26 protein-coding genes are annotated in these 23,556 nt (G+C 71.0%); 12 read left to right on the forward strand and 14 right to left on the reverse strand.

Translation table 11 applies throughout. From position 1 onward, the window contains the following. The gene (locus tag ACFTQE_RS03870; protein ID WP_376923818.1) at nucleotides 1-552 is read right to left on the reverse strand and encodes an AAA family ATPase; all 552 of its coding nucleotides are present in this window, start codon (nucleotides 550-552) and stop codon (nucleotides 1-3) included. Nucleotides 553-639: 87 nt separating this feature from the next. Between ACFTQE_RS03870 and ACFTQE_RS03875 the strand changes: the two genes are divergently transcribed. After that, a complete protein-coding gene (locus ACFTQE_RS03875; protein ID WP_376923819.1) occupies nucleotides 640-1,674 on the forward strand; it encodes an NADPH:quinone reductase in 1,035 nt (344 codons plus the stop codon). 22 nt (nucleotides 1,675-1,696) lie between these two features. Here the strand turns inward: ACFTQE_RS03875 and ACFTQE_RS03880 are convergent, their stop codons facing one another. Then, the gene (locus tag ACFTQE_RS03880; RefSeq protein ID WP_376923820.1) at nucleotides 1,697-2,326 is read right to left on the reverse strand and encodes a LysE family translocator; all 630 of its coding nucleotides are present in this window, start codon (nucleotides 2,324-2,326) and stop codon (nucleotides 1,697-1,699) included. A gap of 101 nt (nucleotides 2,327-2,427) precedes the next feature. Between ACFTQE_RS03880 and ACFTQE_RS03885 the strand changes: the two genes are divergently transcribed. Together ACFTQE_RS03885 and ACFTQE_RS03890 are read left to right on the forward strand one after the other, a co-directional pair. Next, nucleotides 2,428-2,880 (forward strand): Lrp/AsnC family transcriptional regulator, encoded by a 453-nt coding sequence (locus tag ACFTQE_RS03885; protein WP_375838097.1) that lies wholly within the window; start codon nucleotides 2,428-2,430, stop codon nucleotides 2,878-2,880. 76 nt (nucleotides 2,881-2,956) lie between these two features. Next, complete coding sequence (locus ACFTQE_RS03890) at nucleotides 2,957-3,424, forward strand: VOC family protein (RefSeq protein WP_376923821.1); 468 nt, start codon at nucleotides 2,957-2,959, stop codon at nucleotides 3,422-3,424. Between the two features lie 24 nt (nucleotides 3,425-3,448). Here the strand turns inward: ACFTQE_RS03890 and ACFTQE_RS03895 are convergent, their stop codons facing one another. Beyond that, on the reverse strand, nucleotides 3,449-3,883 hold the full coding sequence (locus ACFTQE_RS03895) for a nitroreductase family deazaflavin-dependent oxidoreductase (RefSeq protein WP_376923822.1): 435 nt from the start codon (nucleotides 3,881-3,883) through the stop codon (nucleotides 3,449-3,451). Nucleotides 3,884-4,036: 153 nt separating this feature from the next. Between ACFTQE_RS03895 and ectB the strand changes: the two genes are divergently transcribed. From ectB to ACFTQE_RS03915, 4 genes are read left to right on the forward strand one after another with little or no spacing between them, the layout of a single operon-like run. Next, entirely contained in the window at nucleotides 4,037-5,311 is a 1,275-nt protein-coding gene (gene ectB, locus ACFTQE_RS03900) for a diaminobutyrate--2-oxoglutarate transaminase (protein ID WP_376923823.1), read from the forward strand. A 38-nt stretch (nucleotides 5,312-5,349) separates the two neighbouring features. Beyond that, on the forward strand, nucleotides 5,350-6,117 hold the full coding sequence (locus ACFTQE_RS03905) for a DsbA family protein (RefSeq protein WP_376923824.1): 768 nt from the start codon (nucleotides 5,350-5,352) through the stop codon (nucleotides 6,115-6,117). Then, nucleotides 6,114-6,992 (forward strand): cytochrome c biogenesis CcdA family protein, encoded by an 879-nt coding sequence (locus ACFTQE_RS03910; protein WP_376923825.1) that lies wholly within the window; start codon nucleotides 6,114-6,116, stop codon nucleotides 6,990-6,992. The genes ACFTQE_RS03905 and ACFTQE_RS03910 overlap by 4 nt, the downstream gene beginning before the upstream one ends. Further along, nucleotides 6,989-7,699 carry a GntR family transcriptional regulator gene (locus tag ACFTQE_RS03915; protein WP_376923826.1) on the forward strand — a complete coding sequence of 237 codons (711 nt, stop codon included), beginning with the start codon at nucleotides 6,989-6,991 and terminating at the stop codon, nucleotides 7,697-7,699. Before ACFTQE_RS03910 ends, ACFTQE_RS03915 begins: the two co-directional genes overlap by 4 nt. Before the next feature lie 16 nt (nucleotides 7,700-7,715). Here ACFTQE_RS03915 and ACFTQE_RS03920 read toward each other — a convergent pair whose 3' ends face one another. From ACFTQE_RS03920 to ACFTQE_RS03945, 6 genes are read right to left on the reverse strand one after another with little or no spacing between them, the layout of a single operon-like run. Then, a complete protein-coding gene (locus ACFTQE_RS03920; RefSeq protein ID WP_376923827.1) occupies nucleotides 7,716-8,981 on the reverse strand; it encodes a flavin-dependent oxidoreductase in 1,266 nt (421 codons plus the stop codon). 43 nt (nucleotides 8,982-9,024) lie between these two features. Then, nucleotides 9,025-10,764: a dipeptide ABC transporter ATP-binding protein gene (locus ACFTQE_RS03925; protein ID WP_376923828.1), complete on the reverse strand. Its 1,740-nt coding sequence runs from the start codon at nucleotides 10,762-10,764 to the stop codon at nucleotides 9,025-9,027. Then, a complete protein-coding gene (locus ACFTQE_RS03930) occupies nucleotides 10,761-11,621 on the reverse strand; it encodes an ABC transporter permease (RefSeq protein WP_376923829.1) in 861 nt (286 codons plus the stop codon). Before ACFTQE_RS03930 ends, ACFTQE_RS03925 begins: the two co-directional genes overlap by 4 nt. After that, complete coding sequence (locus tag ACFTQE_RS03935) at nucleotides 11,618-12,574, reverse strand: ABC transporter permease (RefSeq protein WP_376923830.1); 957 nt, start codon at nucleotides 12,572-12,574, stop codon at nucleotides 11,618-11,620. Before ACFTQE_RS03935 ends, ACFTQE_RS03930 begins: the two co-directional genes overlap by 4 nt. Before the next feature lie 48 nt (nucleotides 12,575-12,622). Then, nucleotides 12,623-14,278 (reverse strand): ABC transporter substrate-binding protein, encoded by a 1,656-nt coding sequence (locus ACFTQE_RS03940; protein WP_376923831.1) that lies wholly within the window; start codon nucleotides 14,276-14,278, stop codon nucleotides 12,623-12,625. A gap of 17 nt (nucleotides 14,279-14,295) precedes the next feature. Beyond that, the gene (locus tag ACFTQE_RS03945) at nucleotides 14,296-15,954 is read right to left on the reverse strand and encodes an amidohydrolase (RefSeq protein WP_376923832.1); all 1,659 of its coding nucleotides are present in this window, start codon (nucleotides 15,952-15,954) and stop codon (nucleotides 14,296-14,298) included. Nucleotides 15,955-16,143: 189 nt separating this feature from the next. On the opposite strand from ACFTQE_RS03945, the gene ACFTQE_RS03950 reads away from it, so the two are divergent. Continuing rightward, nucleotides 16,144-16,842 (forward strand): TetR/AcrR family transcriptional regulator, encoded by a 699-nt coding sequence (locus tag ACFTQE_RS03950; RefSeq protein WP_376923833.1) that lies wholly within the window; start codon nucleotides 16,144-16,146, stop codon nucleotides 16,840-16,842. A gap of 3 nt (nucleotides 16,843-16,845) precedes the next feature. Here ACFTQE_RS03950 and ACFTQE_RS03955 read toward each other — a convergent pair whose 3' ends face one another. After that, nucleotides 16,846-17,838 (reverse strand): cupin domain-containing protein, encoded by a 993-nt coding sequence (locus ACFTQE_RS03955; protein ID WP_376923834.1) that lies wholly within the window; start codon nucleotides 17,836-17,838, stop codon nucleotides 16,846-16,848. Between the two features lie 144 nt (nucleotides 17,839-17,982). Here ACFTQE_RS03955 and ACFTQE_RS03960 point away from each other — a divergent pair, with 144 nt between their 5' ends. Further along, complete coding sequence (locus ACFTQE_RS03960; protein ID WP_376923835.1) at nucleotides 17,983-18,801, forward strand: NmrA family NAD(P)-binding protein; 819 nt, start codon at nucleotides 17,983-17,985, stop codon at nucleotides 18,799-18,801. A 63-nt stretch (nucleotides 18,802-18,864) separates the two neighbouring features. On the opposite strand, the gene ACFTQE_RS03965 is transcribed toward ACFTQE_RS03960, so the two are convergent. Beyond that, the gene (locus ACFTQE_RS03965) at nucleotides 18,865-19,512 is read right to left on the reverse strand and encodes a TetR family transcriptional regulator (protein WP_376923836.1); all 648 of its coding nucleotides are present in this window, start codon (nucleotides 19,510-19,512) and stop codon (nucleotides 18,865-18,867) included. A 78-nt stretch (nucleotides 19,513-19,590) separates the two neighbouring features. Between ACFTQE_RS03965 and ACFTQE_RS03970 the strand changes: the two genes are divergently transcribed. From ACFTQE_RS03970 to ACFTQE_RS03980, 3 genes are read left to right on the forward strand one after another with little or no spacing between them, the layout of a single operon-like run. Continuing rightward, a complete protein-coding gene (locus ACFTQE_RS03970; RefSeq protein WP_376923837.1) occupies nucleotides 19,591-20,454 on the forward strand; it encodes an oxygenase MpaB family protein in 864 nt (287 codons plus the stop codon). Between the two features lie 38 nt (nucleotides 20,455-20,492). Beyond that, entirely contained in the window at nucleotides 20,493-20,864 is a 372-nt protein-coding gene (locus tag ACFTQE_RS03975) for a hypothetical protein (protein ID WP_376923838.1), read from the forward strand. Between the two features lie 13 nt (nucleotides 20,865-20,877). After that, on the forward strand, nucleotides 20,878-21,852 hold the full coding sequence (locus tag ACFTQE_RS03980; RefSeq protein WP_376923839.1) for a CPBP family intramembrane glutamic endopeptidase: 975 nt from the start codon (nucleotides 20,878-20,880) through the stop codon (nucleotides 21,850-21,852). A gap of 12 nt (nucleotides 21,853-21,864) precedes the next feature. On the opposite strand, the gene ACFTQE_RS03985 is transcribed toward ACFTQE_RS03980, so the two are convergent. Genes ACFTQE_RS03985 through ACFTQE_RS03995 form a run of 3 tightly spaced genes read right to left on the reverse strand, consistent with a single transcriptional unit; the run spans nucleotide 21,865 to nucleotide 23,487 of the window. Continuing rightward, a complete protein-coding gene (locus tag ACFTQE_RS03985) occupies nucleotides 21,865-22,659 on the reverse strand; it encodes an SDR family NAD(P)-dependent oxidoreductase (RefSeq protein ID WP_376923840.1) in 795 nt (264 codons plus the stop codon). Continuing rightward, a complete protein-coding gene (locus tag ACFTQE_RS03990; RefSeq protein WP_376923841.1) occupies nucleotides 22,646-23,092 on the reverse strand; it encodes an SRPBCC domain-containing protein in 447 nt (148 codons plus the stop codon). The genes ACFTQE_RS03985 and ACFTQE_RS03990 overlap by 14 nt, the downstream gene beginning before the upstream one ends. Next, on the reverse strand, nucleotides 23,089-23,487 hold the full coding sequence (locus tag ACFTQE_RS03995) for an ArsR/SmtB family transcription factor (protein ID WP_376923842.1): 399 nt from the start codon (nucleotides 23,485-23,487) through the stop codon (nucleotides 23,089-23,091). The genes ACFTQE_RS03990 and ACFTQE_RS03995 overlap by 4 nt, the downstream gene beginning before the upstream one ends. Nucleotides 23,488-23,556: the final 69 nt, after the last annotated feature.

Genomic DNA, 23,556 nt, shown 5'->3' on the forward strand with positions numbered 1-23,556 from the left:
TCAGCCGTACTCGGCGAGTGCCGCCTCGACCGCCGCCACTCGGGCGGCTCGGTCGCCGCTCACCTCGATGACCCGAGTCCCTTCGCCGACCAGGTCGGGGTCGTCGCACAGTTCGAGCAGCGCGTCGTTCATCGCCTCGCGCAGCTCCGGGTCCTCGTCGTCGCCGATGCGGATCGCGTCGCGATGCGCGAGCGGCAGCACCACGAGCAGGTCGACGTGCCGCATCGCCGTCGCGCCGATTCCGAATCCGCGATCGAGCAGCGCCTCCGAGCGGCCGCCGCGCCGCAACTCGACGAGCGCGGCGAGGTAGGCGAGGAAGTCGATCGGCCCGCGCTCGGCGATGATCGGATGCCCCGTGGCATCCGCCGCCGCCAGCCTCCGTGCGCTCGAGACCAGCTGTTCGAAGAACGTCGAGGCATCCGGCTCGTCGAGCGCGTCGTCGACGAACTCGAACGGATCGCCCCACCGCTCGTAGTCGCCGTGCACGGCGAGCAGGTCGTCGATGAGCGTCGTCTTGCCGCTGGCGTGGGTACCCGAGACGACGATGCGCATGCCCGGATTCTAGGGGCACGTCGCAGCGCTGCGCCGATCACGGGGCGGGATCGGAAGGTTCTCGGCGCTCGCCGCGTTGCCAACTGCATGAGAGCGATCGCGTACGCCAAGACCGGGGACTCGTCCGTGCTGCACCTCGTCGAGCGGGAGACGCCCGAACCGGGCGACGGTGAGGTGCGTGTGCGCATCGCCGTGTCGGGCGTCAACCCGACCGACTGGAAGGCGCGGGCCGGTGCACGGCCGGGCGGGGCAACGCCGTTCCCGGAGGTCGTGCCGAACCAGGACGGCGCCGGCGTCGTCGACGCCGTCGGCCCCGGCGTGACCGGGTTCGCGGTCGGCGACCGGGTCTGGGCCTATCTCGCCGCGCACGAACGACCCTCCGGCACCGCGCAGCAGTTCGCGGTGCTCTCGGCCGAGCACGTGGCGCCCCTGCCGGATGCCGCGAGCTTCGACCTCGGCGCCTCCCTCGGCGTGCCGGCGATGACCGCGCACCGCGCGCTCACCGTCTCCGAGACGGGTCCGTCCCGCCTCGGCCCCGGCGCGCTCGCCGGCCGAACGGTGCTCGTCGCCGGTGGCGCCGGCGCCGTCGGGCACGCGGCCATCCAGCTCGCCCGCTGGTCGGGAGCGACGGTCATCACGACCGTGAGCTCGCCCGAGAAGGCCGCCCTCGCGACCGCTGCCGGAGCCCACCACGTCGTGAACTACCGCACCGACGACGCCGCGGCCGCGATCCGCGCCATCGCCCCGCACGGCGTCGACCAGATCGTCGAGGTCTCGCCCGCCCGCAATGCCGGGCTCAACGCGAAGGTCATCGCGAACCACGGGTCGATCGCCGTGTACGCGACCGACGGCGGCGCCGAGATGACGCTCGACGTGCGCCGTCACTTCGCGCTCAACGTGCGCTACCAGTTCCTGCTGCTCTACACCGTCGGCCAGGACGCCCTCTCGGCTGCCGCCGAGGACATCGGCCGTGCACTCGCCGACGGCGCGCTGCCCGTCGGCGAGGACGCCGGCCTGCCGATCACCCGCTTCCCGCTCGAGCGCACGGCCGAGGCGCACGACGCCGTCGAGGCGGGCACCGTCGGCAAGGTGCTCATCGACGTCGACCCCGAGATCGCCTGATCCGTCCCCCGGCGAGCGGCGCTCAGCCGAGCAGGTGCGACAACTGCTCGACGACGAGCACCACGGCGAGCACGACCATCGCGGCGCCTGAGATACGCGAGACGAGTCGCATGGCCGACGGCCGTGCACGCAGCACCGTCTTGGCGCCCATTCCGACCGCGGAGTAGACGAGCGCGCAGCTGCCGACGAAGATGAGGCCGAGCACCGCGAGCTGCACCGGGATCGGCCAGGCGCCGGCGGCATCCGTGAACTGCGGCAGCAGCACGACGAGCACGAGCAGTCCCTTCGGGTTCAGGCCGCTGACGCCTGCGCCCTGCACGACGCGGAGCCACGGCCGCGTCTCGGCACCACCCGACGCCCCCGCGACCGCGGCGGGCGGCTCGATCAGCACGCGAACGCCGAGATACAGCAGGTACGCCGCAGCCGTGAAGGTGAGGCCGACGAGCACCCACGGCATCGCCGCCACCGCTGCGCCGACGCCGACCGCGACCGCGACCACCGCGGCGAGGTAGCCGATGAGGATTCCGCCGAGTGCCGGCAGGATGCTGCGGTCGCGGAGGCCGGAGGCGATGACGTACGCCCAGTCGGGGCCGGGCACGAGCACCATGAACGTCATCATCGCCCAGCAGGCGAGCAGCAATTGGATGTTCACGTGTCCTCCCTTCGATCGTCACGACGAACGTAGGCGAATGGCGCGAGCAGCCGCTGCCCTATTCATCCCGGAACGCGGCACTTCGTGGAAGAATCCACCCCATGGATGCCATCGATCGGAGAATCCTTGCCGAACTGCAGCAGGACGGCCGGCTGAGCCTCACCGACCTCGCCGCAAAGGTGCAGTTGAGCATGTCGCCGACCCACCGCCGGCTCCACGCGCTCGAGGCATCCGGAGCCATCTCGGGCTACCGCGCCGTCATCGATCCCGAGGTCGTCGGGCTGGGCTTCGGCGCGCTCGTGTTCGTCACGATGGACCAGGCGAATCGGGCCACGATCCCCGCCTTCGACGCCGCCGTCGCCGAGATCCCCGAGGTGATCCAGGCGCTCCGGCTCTTCGGCGATCCCGACTACCTGCTGCGCGTCGCCGTGCCCGACCTCCCCGCGTACCAGCGCCTGTGGGACGAACGGCTCTCGGCCCTGCCGGGCGTGCGCCGGGTCGAGTCCACCCTCGTCATGAAGACGATCGTCGACGACCGGCCGCTGCCGATCTGAGCGGCGGACCCTCGACGCCGTCGGCGGGGCGGCGTACCGTGGCCGTCGAAGCGAACGCCGAACGAGGAGGTTCCCGATGGCCGAGCTCTCACCGATCCAGCCGTGCCTGTGGTTCGACGACCAGGCGCGCGAGGCGATGGACTACTACGTCGAGGTCTTCCCGAACTCGCGCATCACGCGCATCGACGAGTATCCCGACGAATCGCTCGACGAGCATTTCGCGGGCATGTCGGGCAAGGTGCTGAACGGCCAGTTCACCCTGAACGGCGTCGACTTCGTCTGCCTCGACGGCGGGCCGCTCTTCGAGTTCAACGAGTCGATCTCGTTCATCGTCTCCTGCGCCGATCAGGCCGAGATCGACTACTTCTGGTCGAAGCTCTCGCACGTGCCCGAGTCCGAGCAGTGCGGCTGGTGCAAGGATCGCTTCGGCGTCAGCTGGCAGGTCATCCCGGCGAACATGGGCGAGCTGACCCGGCGACCCGAGCAGATCCAGGTGATGATGCGGCAGAAGAAGGTCGTGATCGCCGAACTCGAGAACGCCTGACGCGACGGATGCCGCGGCTCGCCGTCATCGGTGAGGCGCGAGGTCGCCGGCGCCGGCGACCTCGGCCGACCGGGTGAGCACGATCGCGGCGGGAAACCGCCTGACGACCCGGCGGAACGCGGGTTTCGACAACGCCGCGGCCTCCCCCGCTCCGACCAGTCTCGGATCGATCGCCCGTTGCTCGCGTCCCTTCCAGGTGATCGTCGCCTCGCCCGCGGCGAGTACGTTGCGGGCCCAGTTCGTCGTCGTGCCCCACGGCAGCCCGATGAGGAAGAGACTCTCCGACACCGTGGGCACGAGCGCGATCGGGGTCGCATAGGCGGTGCCGCTCCGACGTCCGCGATGGTGGATGATCCCCCAGAGGGGCACCCATCGACGACCGGCGAGCGCCCGCGCGAACGGCTCGCTCGCTTGGACGGCCCACCGGGGCGGCCCCTTCCTGCGGCCGGAATCGCTCATGGCTCCAGCATCCGCCTCTGCTCGCCGTTCCGCACGCGGTGTCCCGGCGATCATGCTGGTCTCACCCGCGGCGCTGCACTGTCGCACGGAGCGCCCAGCCGGACGATCTAGGCTCGAAGCACCGTCACCGACCTGCAGAAGGAGCATGCCGCCATGAGCGACGCCGCGAACCTCGACGTCTTCGACCGCCGCGAGTCGGAGGTCCGCGGATACGTCCGCGCATTCCCCACGGTCTTCGATCGCGCGAGCGGCTCGACCCTCGTCGACGCCGACGGCCGCGAGTACCTCGACTTCTTCGCCGGTGCCGGCGTGCTGAACTACGGGCACAACAACCCCGCCTTCACGCGCGCCCTGATCGAGTACCTCGAACGCGACGGCATCATCCACGGGCTCGACATGGCGACCTCGGCCAAGCGCGCGTTCATCGAGGCGTTCGAGCGCCTCGTGCTCGAGCCGCGCGGGCTCGACCACAAGCTGCAGTTCACCGGCCCGACCGGTGCGAACGCGGTCGAGGCCGCGCTGAAGGTCGCGCGCCAGGCCACCGGCCGGTCGACGGTCGTCGCCTTCACGAACGCGTTCCACGGCCTGAGCCTCGGCGCCCTCGCGGCGACCGGCAACCACCACTACCGCGAGGCGGCCGGGCAGTCGCTCGACAACATCGCACGCCTGCCCTACGACGGCTACCTCGGCGCCGACGTCGACACGCTCGACCTGCTCGAGAAGATGCTCGACGACCCCGGATCGGGACTCGACCTGCCCGCCGCCGTCATCGTCGAGGCGGTGCAGGGCGAGGGCGGCATCAACGTCGCGAGCGTGCCGTGGCTGCAGCGACTCCGTGCGCTGACCGCCGAGCGCGGCATCCTGCTGATCCTCGACGAGATCCAGGCGGGCGTCGGCCGCACCGGCACCTTCTTCGCCTTCGAGGCCGCGGGCATCGTGCCCGACATCGTGACCGTCTCGAAGTCGATCTCGGGCTCGGGCCTGCCGATGTCGCTCGTGCTGCTGCGCCCCGAGGTCGACGTGTGGAAGCCGGGCGCCCACACCGGCACGTTCCGCGGCAACAACCTCGCCTTCGTCTCGGCGCGCGTCGCCCTCGAGACGTACTGGGCCGACGCCGAGTTCGGCGACGCGGTCACCGCGAAGTCGGCGCTGCTGCGCGCAGAGCTCGACGCGATCGCCGCCGAGCACCCCGAGCTCGGTCTCGCCCCGCGCGGTCGCGGCCTCATGTACGGCCTCGCGTGCGACGCCGACCGCACGCTCGCCGGCCGCATCTCGAAGGAGGCGTTCACGCGCGGCCTCGTCATCGAGACCTCGGGCGCGTTCGACGAGGTGCTGAAGTTCCTGCCCGCGTTGACGATCACCGAAGACGAACTGCGTGCCGGTCTCGCGATCGTGCGCGAGAGCCTCGACGCGGTGCTCTCGGCCTGACAGCTCCGCCTAGGATTCAACATGTATCCTAGGCCGCGATGTCCACGAACTCCCCCGCACCGAAGCCCGTCCACCCGCTCGCGCGCAAGCTCCGCTTCGCGCGCATCCTGAACGTCGTGCTCGGCGCGGTCACGGCGTTCCTGCTCGTCGTCGTGATCGCGCAGTCGGTGCCGGGCGCCGAGCAGGCCGCGACCGCCGACACGGCGCAGACACCGGCAGCGGATGCCTCGGGCTCCGGCTCCGGCGGCGGCTCCGAGATCGCGACCCGCGACCCCGACGACCCGCTCGCGATCGGCGACGTCGACGCCCCCGTGGTGCTCGTCGAGTGGGCCGACTTCCGCTGCCCCTACTGCGCGGTCGTGACGAACCAGACGCTGCCGACGATCTTCGAGGAGTACGTCGAGAAGGGCCTCGTGCGCTACGAGTTCAGGGATGTCGCGTTCTTCGGCGAGGAGTCGATCGACGCCGCCGTCGCGGCCCGCGCCGCGGGCGAGCAGGGCAGGTTCCCCGAGTACCTCGAGGCCGTCTTCGCGGCCGCACCCGAGAAGGGCCACCCCGACATGCCCCGCGAGAAGCTCATCGGCTTCGCCGCCACCGCCGGCGTGCCCGACCTCGCGAAGTTCGAACAGGACCTCGACCGCGCCGATCTCCGCGACGCCGTGCTCGCGAGCACCGACACCGCCCAGAAGCTCGGCGTCACGAGCGTGCCGTTCTTCGTCGCCGGCGATCAGGCCATCGCCGGTGCGCAGCCGATCGAGAACTTCCGGGCCCTCCTCGACGAGCAGCTGGCCGCGGCAGGCGAGTGATCGACCTCGGGCTCGCGGGCGCCCTCGTCGGCGGCGTCCTGACCCTGCTGAGCCCGTGCTCGGTGATGCTGCTGCCGGCGTTCTTCGCCTACGCGTTCACGAGCCCGAGCCGCCTCATCGCCCGGACCGGGGTGTTCTACCTCGGCCTCATCACGACCCTCGTGCCGATCGGCGTGCTCGCCGGCACCGTCGGCGCGTTCGTTAGCACGAACCGCACGACGCTCGTGACGGTGGCCGCGGTCGTGATCATCGTGCTGGGCGCGGTGCAACTCGTCGGCATCCCGCTGCCCGCGTTCACCCGCAGCGGAGCGGCGGAGGGCACCGGCGTGGCATCCGTCTACCTGCTCGGCACCGTCTACGGACTCGCCGGGGTGTGCGCGGGCCCGCTGCTCGGCTCGGTGCTCGCCCTCGCCGCGCTCGGCGGACAGCCGCTCTACGGCGGCATCGTGCTCGCCGTCTTCGCGCTCGGCATGACCGTGCCGCTCTTCGTGCTGGCCGTCGCGTGGTCCCGGTCGCCGCGGCTCCGCGGCATACTGCGCCCGCGCACCGTGCGCATCGGCCGCTGGACCAACACCTGGACCCAGATCATCGGGGGCCTCCTCGGCATCGGCATCGGCGTGCTGCTCATCGCGACCGAGGGCACCGCCTCGCTCGGCGGCGTGCTCGGCGCCTCGCAGCAGTTCGCGCTCGAGAGCTGGGTGCTCGAGCGCACGGCAGGCGTGCCCGATCTCGTCTTCGCCGGCATCGCCGTCGCGGCGCTGGCGTGCGCATGGGGCATCCATCGGTGGCGCACGGCGACGGCACGGCGAGCGGATGCCGCGGCCGCCCACTCCCCCGAGGCATCCGTCGGCGCCGGCGAAGGCGACCGCCCGTGACGGTCTCGATCCACGCGATGCCGACCGCGGATGCACCGGGGCCGCCGCAGCGCCATGATGGTGGGATGCCGACCGCCGACAGCGCAGCAGAGCGCGCCCGCGCCGCCATCCGCGCCGCCATCCTCGACGGCACGCATCGGCCCGACACCATGCTCAGCGAGAACGAGCTCGCCGCGCAGCTCGGCATGAGCCGCACGCCCGTGCGGGCCGCCCTCATGCGCCTGCAGGACGAGGGCTGGATCACGATCTACCCGAAGCGCGGGGCGCTCGTCCGCTCGCTCAGCGACCGGGAGATCGCCGACCTCGCCGACGCCCGGTTGATCCTCGAGGCCGCCGGTGTGCAGCGCGCGACCACGGCCGCCCGGCGGGCGCTCGCCGACCGGCTCGAGCCGGGCCTCGAAGCGCAGCGCGCCGCCCTCGAGGCGCGCGACCTCGATGGCTTCGTGACGCTGACGATCGCCTTCCACCGCTCGTTCGTGGAGGCGGGCGGTAATCGCACCCTCGCCGAGATCGGCGACCGGCTCACCGCGAGGCAGCGCCTGCTGCTGAGCGCGCATCGGGACTCGCTCTTCGAGCGGCCCGACCAGGTCATCGACGAGCATCGCGCCCTCGTGGAACGACTGCGCGACGACGACCCGGCGGGCTTCGCCGAGGCCCTGCGCACCCACCTCATGGAAACTCACGGGCCCGAACTGGGCCCGATCTGAGCAGTCACCCCCGGCGTCAGTCGTCTTCCCGCACCGGCACCGTGAGGCTCGCGCGCCGGTTCAGCAGCTCGGGCACGAAGCCCGCCGCCTCCTTGTACCGGTTCGCGATCTCGGCGCGTTCGGCGTACGGCACGACGAGCTCGATGTCGCCGAAGCCGCCGGGCGCCCGCTCGTAGGCCAGCTGCATGACCTGCTCCGGCCCCATCGACCGGTTGCTGAGCGTGATCGCCGTGGTGCGCGGGCGACGTTCCGACTCGTAGGCGCCGAGCGCCGCTTCGACGGAATCGATCGTGCCGAGCTGGAACGCGAGCGTGCGGGCATCGATGATCGCCTGCGACGCGCCGTTCGAGCCGATCGGGTACATCGCATGCGCGGCGTCGCCGAGCAGGGTCTGCGAACCGAAGGTCCAGCGCGGAATCGGATCGCGGTCGACCATCGGGTACTCGAGGATCTCGTCGGCGGCGCCGATGACGGCGGGCACGTCGAGCCAGCCGAAGTCCCAGTCCGCGAAGCGGCCGAGCACGACGCTCGGGTCGGCGCCGCGGTTCCAGTCGCTCGCGCCCGGCTCGGGGTCGTCGGAGCGGTACTCGGCGATGAAGTTCACCGTCTGCAGTCCGTCGTCGCCGACCGCCGACAGCGGGTAGGCCACGAACTTCTGCATCGCGTCGCCGGCCATGATCATCGTGAGCCCGTCGAGGTACGGTCGCACGCGCGCTGTGCCGCGCCAGAGGATCAGCCCGTTCCACACGGGCGCCCCCTCGTCGGGGTGGTGCTGGCGACGCAACGCGCTGTGGATGCCGTCGGCGCCGATCACGACGTCGGCCGCGACCCGCGTGCCGGCATCCGGGCCGCCGATGATCGCGACGCTCGTGCCCTCGCCGTCGCTGCGGGCGTCGCCGATCGGGCTGCCGAGGCGGATGGCGTCGGCGCCGAGTCGCTCGATCACGGCGTCGCGCAGCAGCAGCTGCAGGCGCCCCCGATGCACGGAGTACTGCGACCAGTCGTAGCCGGCGGCACGCCCGCGCGGCTCGCTCCAGACCTGCTGACCGTGCCGGTTGAAGTACGACAGCGTGCTCGTGGCCACGCCGAGCGCAGCGAGCTCGTCGCCGAGGCCGAGCTCGGTGAGCTCGCGCACGGCGTGCGGCAGCAGGTTGATGCCGACGCCGAGCGGCGTGATCTCGGACACCGACTCGTACAGCGTCACGTCATCCATGCCCGCCGCGTGCAGCGAGAGCGCCGTCGCCAGGCCGCCGATGCCGGCCCCCGCGATGAGGATGTTCATGGTGCAGATCTCCAGTCGATGGTTCGGTCGGGCTCCGTCGCGCTCAGTTCTGCGCGACGGGGTCCTCGAGCCCGCTCGCCTCTGCGGCCACGGCCTCGAGATTCCACTCGGGGCGCGGCACGGAGTCGATGAGCAGTCGCGTGTACGGATGCTGCGGATCTCCGAGCAGTTCGACCGTGCGGCCGCGCTCGACGATCGCGCCGGTCTTCATGACGACCGTCTCGTCGCAGAGGCGGCGGATGACCGCGAGGTCGTGGCTGATGAAGAGCACCGTGAGGCCGCGCTCGCGGCGGATCTCCTCGACGAGGGAGAGCACCTGCGCCTGCACCGACACGTCGAGCGCACTCGTCGCCTCGTCCATGACGAGCACGTCGGGTTCGATCGCGAGGGCCCTGGCGATCGCCACGCGCTGCCGCTGCCCGCCCGAGAGCGTGCGCGGTCGCGCCTGGGCGTGCACGTCGCCGAGGCCGACCTGCTCGAGCAGTTCGATGACGCGCGCGCGAGCATCGGTCGTGCTGAGCCGGCGGTGCAGTCGCATCGCATCCTCGATCGCCTTGCCCGCCGTGATGCGCGGGTCGAGCGACAGGTACGGGTCCTGGAAGACCATCTGCACCGAGCGGGCGTGCTCGAGCCGCTCGACACGAGAGCTCGGCACCGAGGTGCGCTCGCGTCCGGCGATGCGGATGTCGCCGGCATCCGCCTGTTCGAGCCCCACGATCATGCGAGCGAAGGTCGACTTGCCCGAGCCCGACTCGCCGACCACGCCGAGCGCACCGCCGCGCGGGATCTCGATCGAGGCGTCGATGACGGCGTGCACCGGCTCCTTGCCCCGGCGCACGTAGGTCTTCGAGATGCCGCTCGCCGAGAGCATCGCCTCGTTCGACGTCGACGCCGTCGCAGCAGCGGCCGAAGCGGATGCCTCGCCCGTCGCCGCCGGAACGGTCGCCTCCGAGTGAGTCGTCGCAGCGGCATCCGTGCCCGGATCGACCGGTGCGGCGGAGGTGCGCGCGACGACGATCGTGGGCGTGGCCGCGACGAGTCGCTTCGTGTAGGCCGCCTGCGGGTCGCGGAACACCTGACGGGCGTCGCCCTGCTCCTCGACCCGACCCGCACTCATCACGTAGACGCGATCGCAGATCGCGGCCGCGAGGTTCAGGTCGTGGGTGATGAAGAGCATGCCCATGCCGCGGCTCGCGCGCTGCTCGGCGAGCACGCCGATGATCTCGGCCTGCGTCGTGACGTCGAGCGCGGTCGTCGGCTCGTCGCAGATGAGCAGTCGCGGCGAGCTCGTGAGCGCACCGGCGATCATGACGCGCTGCAGCATTCCGCCCGAGAGCTCGTGCGGGTACTGGTGGAAGTGCTCCTCGGGGCGCGGCAGGCGCACGGCCTCCATGAGCGAGATCGCGACGGCCTTCGCCTCCGCGGCCGAGCGGCCCTCGCAGAGTCGCATCGTCTCGGTGAGGTGGTCGCCGACCGTGCGCATCGGGTTGATGCCGGCCCTCGGGTCCTGGAAGATCATCGACGCGCGGGTGCGCCGCAGCTCGAGCAGTTCGCTGCGACTCGCGTCGAGGACCGACCGGTCGAGCAGCTGCACCGATCCCCCCGTGGTCGCGCGGCTCGGCAGCAGGCCGAGCACGGAGCGGGCGGTGAGCGACTTGCCCGAGCCCGACTCGCCCACGAGGCCGACGGTCTCGCCTTCGGCGACGGTGAGGCTGATGCCGTCGAGCAGTCGCCTGCCGTTCGGCAGGTCGAGCGTGAGCTCGGCGATGTCGAGGAGTGTCATGCGGGGATCTCGCCTCCGATGCGGTCCGAGAGTTCTTCGCCGATCACGTTGACCGCGACGACGACGAGCACGATCGCGACCGCCGGCACGAGTGCGGGAAGGAAGTAGCCGCCGATGAGCCCGGACTGGGCCTCGTTCACCATCGCGCCCCAGTCGGCGGTGGGCGCCTGGACACCGAGGCCGAGGAACGAGAGGGCGGCGAGCTCGGCGAGCACGTAGCCGAAGTTCAGCGTCGATTGCGCACCGACGATCGGCATCACGTTGGGCAGCACGCGGCGGAGCGCGATGAACCCTCCGCCGAAGCCCTGCACGCGATAGGCCGCGACGTACGGACGAGAGCGCTCGGACGCGATGAGCGAGCGCGTGAGCCGCGCGACGAACGGGGCGTAGGCGATGCTCATGGCCACGACCGGGGCGACGAGGCCCTTGCCGAAGAGCGCGACGGCCATGATCGCGAGCAGCAGCGCCGGGAAGGCGAAGATCACGTCGAAGATGCGGCCGAGCACCGAGTCGATCCAGCCACCGCGCCAGCCGGCCAGGAGGCCGAGCAGGATGCCGACGACCGTCGAGAAGATGACGACCAGCAGCGGCGCCAGGAGCGCGGTGCGCGCACCGAACATCATGCGGCTCAGGGTGTCGCGCCCGAGCGCATCGGTGCCGAGCCAGTGCGCCGGGCTCGGCCCGGCCTGGATGTTCAGCAGGTCGACCTGGTTCGGCGGATACGGGGCGAGGAACGACGCGAAGATCGCGGCGAGCGTCACCACGCCGAGGAACACGGCGCTGACGAGGAACGTGGTGCTCGAGCGCCGCACGCGCGGCGCGCGCAGCACCTTCATGGCCATGGTCGGGGTGGTCATCGGGCACCAGCTCCTGCGGCGGCTCGGGGGTCGATCCACGGTTCGAGGACGTCGATGATCGCGTTCACCACGACGAACGCCGTGACGATGAGCAGCACGATCGCCTGCACGACCGGGAAGTCGAGACGGTCGACCGATGCGACGAGGAGCGACCCGATGCCGGCGAGGCCGAACGCCGCCTCGACGATCGAGCTCGCGACGAGGAGGCCGGCCACGAGCACACCGCTGACGGTGAGAATCGGACCGATCGAGTTCCGGAAGACGTGTCGTCGGATCACGGTGCCGCGCTTGAGTCCGCGGCTCGTCGCCACTTCGACGTGCTCACGACCGAGCTGCTCGACCATGGAGGATCGGGTGACCTTGCCGACCAGCACGACGAAGACGATCGCGAGCGCGATCGATGGCAGCACGAGGTGGTAGATCGTGTCGAGGAACCCGTCGCCGGACCCGAACGACGGGAACCAGCCGAGCTGCACCGCGAAGATCGCGATCAGCACGATGGAACCGACGAACGACGGGATGGCGCCGAGCACGGTGAGTCCGATGAGCACGGCACGGTCGAGCACCTTGCCTCGGTTGAGGGATGCCACGATGCCCGCCGTGAGGCCGACCACCGCGATCATCGTGCCGGCCATGACGACGAGGCCGAGGGTCACGGGCAGGCGATCGCCGATCACCTGCGAGACATCCTGCCGGTACTGGAGCGAACGGCCGAAGTCGCCCTGCAGCACGCCGGTCAGCCAGTCGAGGTACTGCTGCCACGGCGGCAGGTCGAGCCCGTACTGGGCGGTGACCTGGGCCACGGCCTCGGGGCTGGGCTTCCGGCCGCGCAGCAGGAAGCTGACGGGGTCGCCGGGCACGAGGAACCGCGAGAAGAACACGAGCAGTGATGCGAGGAAGAGCGTGAGGAGCAGGGCGCCGAGCTTGCCCGCCACCCGGCGGAGCGTGGTCATCGGGAGACCCCCGCTCCGCCGAGGTGGAACCGGCTGCGCCCGTCGGTGCTAGCGTGCGCCAATGGTCGCTGCCCAGGGGTAGTACAGGAAGGCGACCGACGGCGCGACACCCGTGATGCGCTCACCCATGAACAAGGTCACCGGCGCCTCGTACATCGGCAGCCACGGGAGCTCCTCGTTCGCGATCTGCTGTGCTTCGGCGGTCTTCTCCGAGCGCGCGGCGGGATCTTCGATCGCGAGCGCCTCGTTGACGACGGCGTCGAACTCGGGGTCGGACCATTCGCCGTAGTTGCTGAACTCGCCCGTGCGCAGCACGCTGTACATCTCGAGCGGGTCGGGGCTCGAGAGGTACCACGAGGTGTAGAACAGGTCGACCCCCTCGCGAGCGGTCGGGTCCGAGAACAGCGCCGTGTAGGCGTTCGGCGTGACGGTCTCGATGTTGACCTTGAGGCCGATCGCCTCGGCCGCCGCCGCGGTGGCCTGCGCGTAGACGTTGAAGTCGCTGCTGATGGGGGCGGTCACGTAGGTGAGCTCCTCACCGGCCACACCGGCTTCCTCGACGAGCTTCTTGGCCGCCTCGAGGTCGTAGGGGTACTCCTCGATGTCGCCGAACGCCGTCGCGATGGCGGCGTCGCTCGCGCCGTCCCAGACCGATTCGGTCGTGAGCACGTCGGTCGTGGTGCCGTAGCCCTTCAGCGCCGCGTCGACGATGCCCTGACGATCGAGCGCCATGAGCAGCGCCTGGCGCACCCGCACGTCGCCGAGCGGGCCGTCGAGGTCGGAGATGATCAGGTTGTTGACCGCGGTGTTCAGGCCGAAGAGCATGTCGCCCTGGTCGGAGTCGAGGAGCTGGGGCACGGCATCGGCGGGAATCATCCAGCCGCCGTCGACCTCACCCGACTTCAGCGCATTCGTGCGGGCGTTGGCGTCGTTCATGAAGATGAACTCGACCTCGGCCGAGCGAGCGGTGAGCTCGGGGTCCCAGTAGCCGTCGTAGCGCTCGAGCGTGATGGACTCGCCCGACTGCCACTCGCCGAAGGCGAACGGGCCGGTGCAGTTCACGCCGCCGGTCGAGTTGCCGTAGTCGGCGCCCTTCTCGGCGAGGGTCGCCGCGGACTCGATGACGCCGGCCGAGCCGCCCATGCCGAGGTTGAACTGCGAGTCGGGCCCGGTCATGGTGACCGTGACCTGCATGTCGCCGGTCTGCTCGATCGACGCCACGTTCTGGTAGTTCGAGTACCACGACGAGCCGACGGCCGGGTCGAGGTGGCGGCTCATCGACGCCACGACGTCGGCCGCGGTCAGCGGGGTGCCGTCGTGGAAGGTGACGCCGTTGCGGATCTCGTACACCCAGGTCTCGGGCGTCGGGTGCGCGAACGACTCCGCGAGGCCGGGCGAGAGGGTCCAGTCGGGGTTCAGTCGCATGAGCGACTCGCAGACGTTGGCGAGCACCATGTTGTCGGCGTAGTCGAACGCGTAGGCGTAGTCGAGCGAGTACGGCTCGGCGTAGTTCGCCCACGTGAACGACTCGAGGTCCCCCGAGGGAGCGTCGGTCTGCGCGGTGAGCTCCCACTCGGCCGGCTGGGCCTTCTCGGCTTCGGCGCCGGAGCAGCCGGTCAGGACGAGGGCGGCGCCGAGCCCGGCGGCGACGACCGACGCGACCCGGCGGCCGCGTCGGGAGGGCGTGATGGGTGTTGGGGACATGTGGCGGCTCCTCTTGGTCAGGCAGTGCGGGTGAAGGCGGACGTGCCCTCGATCCAGGTGGAGGTCACCGTCGCGCGGTGGATCTCCTCCTTGGGGAGGCTGAAGGGGTTCGGTTCGAGCACGACGAGGTTCGCGAGGTAGCCCTCGCGGATGTAGCCGGTGTCGTGGTCGCGGTGGTTCACGTAGGCGGTGCCGGAGGTGTAGGCCGCCATCGCGGTGGCGAGGTCGAGGCGCTGGTGCTCGCCGCCGAGGGGCTCGGCGTCGAGCCCGGGCGCGATGCGGTTGACGGCGATGTGGATCGCGTCCATCGGGTCGGCGCTCGACACCGGCCAGTCGCTGCCCGCCGCAAGGCGGGCACCGTTGCGGACGAGGTCGCCGAACGGGTACTGGCGAGCCTCGGCCCCGTCCTGGAGGAACGGCAGGGTCAGCTCGTCGATCTGGTCCTCGTGGGTCGCCCAGAGCGCCTGCAGGTTCGCGACCGCGTCGAGCGGCGCGAAGCGCGCGGTCTCGGACTCCTCGACGATCTGCAGGTGCGCGAGGTGGTGCCGTCCGTCGGTCGGGCCGTTGGCGGCGCGCGCCGCCTCGATCGCGTCGAGCGCCTCGCGCACGGCGCGGTCGCCCAGGGCGTGGAAGTGCACCTGCATGCCGGCGGCGTCGAGCTCGGTGACGACCTGCTTCAGGAAGGCGGGGTCGACGAACGAGAGCCCGCTGTTGTCGGTGTCGTGACCGTGGCCGTCGCGGTAGGGCGTGAGCATCGCGGCGGTCTGGTTCTCGGCGACGCCGTCGACCATGATCTTGGTCGTTCCGAGCGAGTAACGGGCGATCGTGCCGGTCTCGACGAGCTCGTCGCGACGAGCGACCATCCGCTCGGCCTGCTCGATGCCGCCGTCGCGCTCCCACCACTGGGCGCCGACCACGTGCACGCGCAGCGTGCCCTCGGCGACGGCACGGCGATACACGCCGTCGATGTCGTCGACGCCGGAGATCGAGCCCACCATGGCGTCCTGCCACCCGGTGATACCGAGTGCGACGAGCTCGTCCTGTGCACGCAGCAGGCCCGCGTAGGCGAAGTCGGCGCTGAGGACGGGTCGCACGTGCTCGAAGAGGTGTTCGGCGCCCTCGTGGAAGGTGCCGGCCGGGAAGCCGTCGGCCTCGCGCTCGATGCGACCGTCCTCCGGGTCGGGAGTCGACGCGTCGAGGCCGGCGAGCGCGATGGCCGCGGTGTTCGCCCAGGCGCTGTGGTGGTCGCGGCTCGAGAGCAGCACCGGCCGGTCGGGCACGACCGCGTCGAGCAGGGCTCGCACCGGTGCGCCGCCCGGGTACTGGTCCATCGACCACCCACCGCCGAGGATCCACGCCTCGTCGGGGTTGGCGTCGGCGTAGGCCTTCACCATCGCGACGGCATCTTCGGCGCTCTCCGACTCGGTGAGGTTGCACATGAGCAGCTCGACGCCGGCTCCGACCGGGTGCACGTGCGCGTCCTGGAAGCCGGGGCTCAGCAGCGCCCCGTCGAGTCGGATGACCTGCGTTCCCTCGCCGATGAGCGCCTGCGACTCGGCCTCGGGAACGACCGCCGTGATGCGATCGCCGGTGACGGCCACGACGTGACCCTGAATGGGTTGGCCGGTTCCGGTGAACACGGCCGCTCCGGTGAACAGCACATCGGCAGCGGACACGTCGCCCTCGCTTCCTCGTCGAACGGGTTGGTGAGGGTGACGTTAGCGACGCTCCAGCACTGCTGTCAACTGTGTTGACAACATTGTGATCGCATTCGTTATGCTGACCTCATCGAGCGCGGCTCACGTCCGAACGGACACCGGAGCGTGGCACGATGGAATTCGGACTTCGAGGATGAAGAGGGCGATTTGACAGCGACAGGTACCAACCGCGGCGGTGCCGCGCGCGCGTCGTCCGGCCGGGCTCGCCTCGACCGCGAATCGATCGTGGCCGCCGGCCTCGAACTCGCCGCGACCTCTGCGACGACGACGATCTCCGTTCGCGAGCTCGGCACTCAGCTCGGTGCCGATCCGACGGCGATCTACCGTCACTTCCGCAGCAAGGAGGCGCTCATGGAGGCGCTCCTCGACGAGCTGACGCTGCGCAGCGTGTCGTCGGTCACCGCCGAGAAGTCCGACTGGCGCGAGCGGCTCCGGCAGCTCTCCCGCTCCACCCTGACGCACTACTCGGCCCACCCGGCCATCGGCGCCGAGGCGATCGTGCTCACCACCCACGGACCCGGCGAGCTCGAGGCGATCGAGATCATGCTCGAGGCGTTCTCCGAGGCCGGCCTCACGGGCGACGACGTCGTGCGGCACTACGCGCTGCTCGCCTCGCACGTGCTCTCGAGCGCAGCCGGCATCGCGCGCGGACGCGCCGAACGCGGCGACGGCCCCGAGCCCGGGCCGTGGTTCGACGGCCCGATCCTCGCCGACCCGCGCCGGTTCCCCCTGATCACCGCCTTCAACAGCGAGCTCGCCGACCTGAAGGACGAGGAGCTCTTCCTGCTCGGCGTCGAGGCCGTCATCCAGTCGGCAGAGCTGACGGTGGCACGCACCGCGGAGTAGCCGTCAACTCCGCGCGGTGGGCGCCGGGCGAAGCGATGCGATGCCGAACCTCGGCCCCTCGCGTCGCACCGCCCCCGGCGTCGAACCGTGGTGGCGCTTGAACGCCCGTCCGAACGAGGCCTCCGAGGAGTAGCCGACCCGATTCGAGATCGACGCGATCGAGTCGGTCGTGCCCGTGAGCTCCGCATGCGCCTGCTGGAGGCGCCAGCCTGCGAGGTAGCGCATCGGCGGCTGACCGAGCAGGGCGGTGAACCGCTCGGCGAATGCCGACCGTGACATGTTCGCCTCGCGGGCGAGCTCGACCAGGCTCCAGTCGTGGTCGATGCGGGCGTGCATGCGGCCGAGCGCGCGCCCGACATGCGGGTCGCGGAGGGCGGCGAGCCATCCGGTTGCCGAGGGAGCCGTCGAGCGCAGCCACGAGCGCAGCACCTGCACGACGAGCACGTCGGCGAGGCTCGTCATGACCGCTTCTCCGCCCGGCTGGATGCTCTCCGCCTCGCGCGCGAGCAGGCGCAGCACGGTCTGGAACGCCCCCGCCTCACCGTCATCCCAGGAGTCGACCCGGATGAGCGCCGGGAGCTCCTCGATCATTCGAGCGGAGAGCGGACCGTCGACCTGCAGCGCCGCGTACGCGATCAGGGTGCGATCGCCGCCGCCCTCGATGCGCATGTGCTCGTAGGTGTCGCTCACCTGCTCGACGGGGATGTCGAAGAGCGGCGTGCTCGGGGCATCCGCCGCACTCAGCAGTCGGTGGGTCGCTCCGCGGGTGATGAGCGCCGCACTGCCCGCTTCGAGCTCGTGCTGCTCACCGTCGATCTCGAGCACGCATCGGCCGGCGAGCACGACGGGAAGCATCATGAACCCTGCGAGCTCGGGGAAGGCCACACCCCACGGCGCCGTGAGCTCGGCGCGGCAGTAGAGGGCGCCGGTGAACCGGAGCAGTTGCAGGCCGTCGCCCAGCGAATCGCCGGTGACCGGGTGGCGCGGGTTGACCATGCGTCCAGCGTGCCATGCCGAGGCGCCGAGGATCCCGAGATCTGGACGATCGGCATAATCATCCGGCATTTGAGCGATTGTGCGTCCAGCCGAAGGCATCGAGGCTGGATGCATCAGCACAATCACCACCGAAAGGACACGATCATGACCACGAACTTCGCCGTCATCGGCGCCACCGGCAAGACCGGCCGTCGAGTCGCCGACCTCCTCGAGGCGGAAGGCCGCGCCGTGCGCCGGCTCGCCCGCGGCACGAACCCGGCGTTCGACTGGGAACGCCCGGAGCACTGGGCCGCTGCCCTGCAGGGCGTCGATCGACTGTATGCGGCGTACGTCCCCGACCTCGCCGCCCCGGGCTCCGAGGCCGCGATCACCCGTTTCGCCGAGGTCGCCGACGAGGCCGGGGTGCAGCGCATCGTGCTGCTCTCAGGTCGCGGAGAGGACGGCGCGCGGCGCTGCGAGGACATCCTGCTCGCGTCGAACGTGCCGGCGACGATCGTGCGTGCGAGCTGGTTCGCGCAGAACTTCACCGAGGGCATGCTCGCCGACGCGGCATCCACCGGCGTGCTGGCGCTTCCCGCGGGAGATGTGCGGGAGCCGTTCATCGATGTCGACGACGTGGCGGCCGTCGCCGTCGAGGCACTCACGGGCATGGGGCACGAGGGCCGCGTGCACGAGGTGACCGGACCCGAATCGCTGACCTTCGCCGAGGTCGCGACGATCCTGTCCGAGACTACGGGACACGAGATCGTCTACGTGCCGATGACCTTCGACGACTTCCACGCCGCGGTCGCCGCGGCGGAGGGCGAGGCCGTCGCGACGATGCTCACCGAGCTGTGCCGTGAGACCTTCGACGGCCGCAACGTGCTCCCGACGGACGGCGTGGCCGCGGCCCTCGGCCGGTCGCCGCGTGGGGTGCGTTCGGTGCTGGAGGATGCCGCAGCGACTGCGGCGGCGCGATCATGACACTCACGGTTCGGCGCAGCTCGTACTCCTCGCGGCCGCCAGCCGCTCGTGCGCTCGGGCCGCCTACCCCGGCGCGACGATGCGGCCGAGGGCCGCGACGGCGCCGCGGAACGCCGACTCGTCGATGGCCATGTCGCCCTCCCCGGCGAGGAAGCCGGCCATCATCAGCCGGCCGGCCGTCGTCGCGGCACCGACGGTGAGCACGGCCTCGGCGCCGGCATCGACGCCCGGGAGCTGCTGCGCCTCGGGGTGACGCGCGAGCCAGCCGGCGAGCACGATGACGAGCCGGCTCTCGAGGTGCGCGACGGCGGCAGCGTAGTGGTGGGCCAGGGCGGGATCGGCGGCGATGATCTCCCCGCGCAGCCGCGCGACCTCGGTGTTGACCTGTTGCGAGCCGAGCGCCGCGGTGCCGACGAGGAACACGCCGAAGACGAGGTCGGCCGCGTGCGCGTCGAGGATCGCATCGAACTCGGGGCGCGGGTCGAGCTCGACCGCGCGGCCGAAGATCGCCTGCTCCTTCGAGGGGAAGTAGTTGAAGAACGTCGAACGCGAGACATCCGCTCGCCGGCAGATCGCGTCGATCGTCGCCGCGCCGAGGCCCTGCTCGGAGGCGATCGAGACCGCCGCGAGTTCGATCGCGTTCTCGGTCGCGCGCCGCTTGCGTGCCCGGAGGCCGGGATCGTGCGATTCGTTCGACACTCCAGCGGCCATGTCGCCCATTCTCCACCATTCGACTGAAAGGTGGATAGAGTGCAATCTTGCACTTGATCCAAAACGGGGGGCACGACCTTGACTGAACAGACCACCGAACGCAGGGCGCACACGAGCACACGGGCCGACGACGGCTACTTCGGCCCCGACAGCATGAGCTGGCGCCTCTTCGCCGACCCGGCGTCGAAGCTCGGCGGCGTCGCGGCGATCCTGCTGCAGGCCCTGAACCCCGACATGATGCGCCTCTTCGACCAGACCACCTCGCTGTACGTCGATGCCGCAGGGCGGGCCGAGCGCACGGCGCGCTACATCGACACCACGATCTTCGGCGACCGCGAGCACGCCGACTTCGCCGGGGCCTCCGTGCGCCGCATGCACGCGCACGCCGTCTGGACCGACCCGCGGACAGGCCGCGAGCTGCGCGCCGACACCCCCGACTGGCTCCTCTGGACGCACAACACGATCGTGTGGGGCGTGCTGCGCGCCGCCGATGCCTTCGGCCCGCGCCTGACGGCGGAGGAGCAGGACACCTTCGTCTTCGAGCAGCAGCTCGCGGCCGAGTTCGTGGGCATCGACCGCTCGACGGTCGCCGCCACCCGCGCCGAACTCGACGAGTACATCGACGCGCAGCGCGACTGGATGGCGCTGACGCTGCCCGCGGCCGAGATCACGCGAACGCTGCGGAAGCCCGTGCTGCGCGGCAACCCGCTCACGGTGTGGACGGGCGTCGTCATCCAGGACGGCATCCTCTCGCTCCTGCCCGATTGGGCGCTGCTGCTCTACGGCATCGAGGGCCGGCCGATGAACCTGCGCTCCGCGGCGAAGACGACCAGGGGCCTGATCGGCGCGGCCCGACGCAACGAGGGCTACGAGCAGACGATCACCGAGCTCACCACGAGGGTCGACACGCATCCGTACCGGAAGGTGCGCACGCGCGGTTGACCCGGCCGCGACCCTCGGCGCCTCGATAGGCTCGGCGCATGCCCGCCGCCATCGCCCTCTGCGTGATCCTCGCCGTGCTCGCCGTGTTCCAGCTCGCGCTCGCGCTCGGGGCGCCGCTCGGGCGCTTTGCGTGGGGCGGGCAGCATCGCGTGCTGCCCGCCCGACTGCGCATCGGCAGCGCGGTCGCGATCGTGATCTACGCGGTCATCGCGGTGCTCGCGCTCGATCGCGCGGGTGTCATCGACGTCGTCTCCGACGTGGTCGCGACCGTCGGCATGTGGGTCGTGTTCGGCTACTTCGTGCTCGGCATCGCGACGAACGCGATCTCGCGCAGCAAGCCCGAGCGGTACACGATGACCCCCGTCGTCACGGTGCTCGCCGTGCTGAGCCTGCTCATCGCCCTCGGCTAGTCGCAGCGACGCCGTGTCGACACGGCGTCGCTGCACCTCCCGCCCGGAGGCGGGCGATAGCGTTTCCACGAGCGCGCAGACACCGCTCCTGCCCCGCGATGAGGAGAATCCCCTGACCGACCACGCATCCGAATCCCGCTGGCAGGCGTTCTGGAATCGTGGCGGCTGGTGGAAGGCCGCCGGCCTCGCGGTCGTCTACCTGGCGGTCTACCTCGGCATCGGGTGGCTCGTCGACACCGTCGGCCGCGACGCCATCGACTTCGAGAACGTGTTCGGCGACGCGCTCAGCGTCTTCCTCGCGGTCGGCCTGCCGGTCATCATCGGCTCGGTCATCCTGCTCGTGTTCTCGTGGTCGCTCGGCTGGCTCCCGAAGCCGCTCTTCACCCGGCAGCCGGTGCGCGGCAGCTGGTGGATGTGGATCGCGCCCGCGATCGTGCTCATCCCCGTGCTGCTCCGGCTCTTCGGCACCGACTACAGCCGGTACAGCGGCGGCGTGATCGCCGTGACCTTCCTCGTCGGCGTCTTCATCGGACTCTCCGAAGAGCTCCTCACGCGCGGACTCGCCGTGACGCTGCTGCGCAGGCACGGGTACAACGAGTGGGTCGTCGCCGTGCTCTCGTCGCTCATCTTCGCCGTGCTGCACTCGAGCAACCTGCTCTCGGGGCAGCCGATCGTCACGGTGCTCTCGACCGTGGGCTACGCCTTCGTGTTCGGCCTCATGATGTACCTGACGCTCCGCGTCACCGGCAACCTGATCTGGCCGATCCTCCTGCACGCGATCACCGACCCGACGACGTTCCTCGCGACGGGCGGCATCGACACGGCGGCAGCGGGGGCGGAGAGCCCGCTCCTCGCCTTCGTGACGCCGGCGACGCTGCTGATGGCGGTCTTCGCGATCATCGCGCTCATCTTCATCCGCGGCCGAGCGAACGCCGAGGTGCCCGGGCCGGCCGCGGCGCCCGCGCTCGACGGCCCGCCTCGGGTCTGACGCGCCCCTCGCTCAGTCGACGAGCGCCCCCGCCGTGAGATTCGAGATCACGCCGGTCATCGAGCGCGCACGATCGGATGCCGCGAACGCAAGGTACTCGGCGACCTCTGCGAGCGACGGCAACCGGCCGAGCAGCGTCGTGCCGGCGAGGCCCTCGAGCCACTCGTCGCGGCCGATGCCCCCGGCCGCCGCGATGCGGCCGAACATCTCCCCGGTGTACGAGGTGTCGTACGCGTCGGCCATCGCGTGGGGGCGAACGCAGACGACCCGCACCCCGGCGGGGCCGAGCTCGCCCGCGAGCGCCCGCGAGAACCCCTCGAGCCCGGCGCTCTGCGCGGCGTTGCCGATGAGGCCCCGGCCCGAGAGTCGCGCCCCGGGCGTCGAGATCGTGAGGATCACGCCGCCGCCCTGCGCGAGCATCGGCCGCGAGACCGCCTTCGCCGTGACGAAGTTCGTCTGCAGGTAGCCGGTGATCGGGTGCAGGTAGTCGGCGAGCGAGGTCTCGGCGATCGGCAGGCCCTGCACGTGGTCGAAGCCCACGGCGTTCAGGGCGATGTCGATGCGGCCCGCGGCATCCACGACCTCGTCGACGTGCCGGTCGACGGCGGCCTGGTCCATCGCGTCGACGACGGCGATGTCGACGGATGCCCCGAGCTCGCGCGCCTCGGCCGCCGCCGCCTCGAGCCGTGGCTGGCTGCGCCCGGCCAGGAACAACCGGGCGCCCTCTCGTGCGAAGACCCGCGCGGTCGCCGCACCGATGGAACCGCCCCCGCCGTGGATCACGGCCACCTTGTCATCGAGCAGCATGTGCGTCTCCGTTCCCTGCGAGCGTTCGGGCGTATCGGTCGATGATCTCGGTCCACCCCTCGGTGTGCCGCTCTACGGCCTCCGCGTCGGGCAGGCGCTCGTGGCGCACCTCCACGACGGTGGCGTCGCCATCGGGAGTGAAGGTGACGCGCACGAGCGAGTCGAGCTGGTGCGTGGCGATCGAGCGCCAGGTGAACTCGAGCCGGTGCGGCCGGTCGATCACGGTGTAGTTGCCGGCGTGCACGAAGGAGCCTCCCGGGTCGTTCATGGTGATCGCGAACGCCCCGCCGACCCGGCGGTCGGCGACCGCCCCCGACGGCGCGCTGCCGTCGCGGCGCATCCACACGGCGAGGCTCTTCGGGTCGAGCCAGGCGTCGAAGAGACGCTCGGCGGATGCCGCGATGCGCCGGCTGACCGTGACGACGGCCGTCATCGCCCTGCTCCGCTCGGGGCGGCGCCGCCGGAAGCGGTCGGGGCAGGCGCGGCATCCGGCCCGCCGTCGGTCTCGAGGTCGTCGGCGAGCACGAAGGCCTCGAGTGCCGCGAGGCGCTGCTCCCAGAAGTCGCGGTACTGCGTCATCCACGCGACCGCGTCTCCGAGCGCCTCGGCGCGGAGCGACAGCACATGGTCGCGGCCGCGCACGTGCCGCTGCACGAGCTCGGCCCGTTCGAGCACCTTGATGTGCTTGCTCGTGGAGTTCAGCGAGATCGGGAAGGCGCTCGCGAGTTCGGTGACGCGCGCGTCGGACACGAGGAGGCGATCGAGGATCGCGCGCCTCGTGGGGTCGGCGACCGCGGCGAGCACGGTATCGAGTTGATATTCACCCATGTGGGTGAATATATGCCTGCCGCCTGCGCGCGTCAAGGGTCTTCGGATCGTGCCGAACGCCCGGCCTGA

The sequence above is a fragment of the Agromyces sp. NPDC056965 genome (assembly GCF_042673425.1).
Classification (GTDB): domain Bacteria; phylum Actinomycetota; class Actinomycetes; order Actinomycetales; family Microbacteriaceae; genus Agromyces.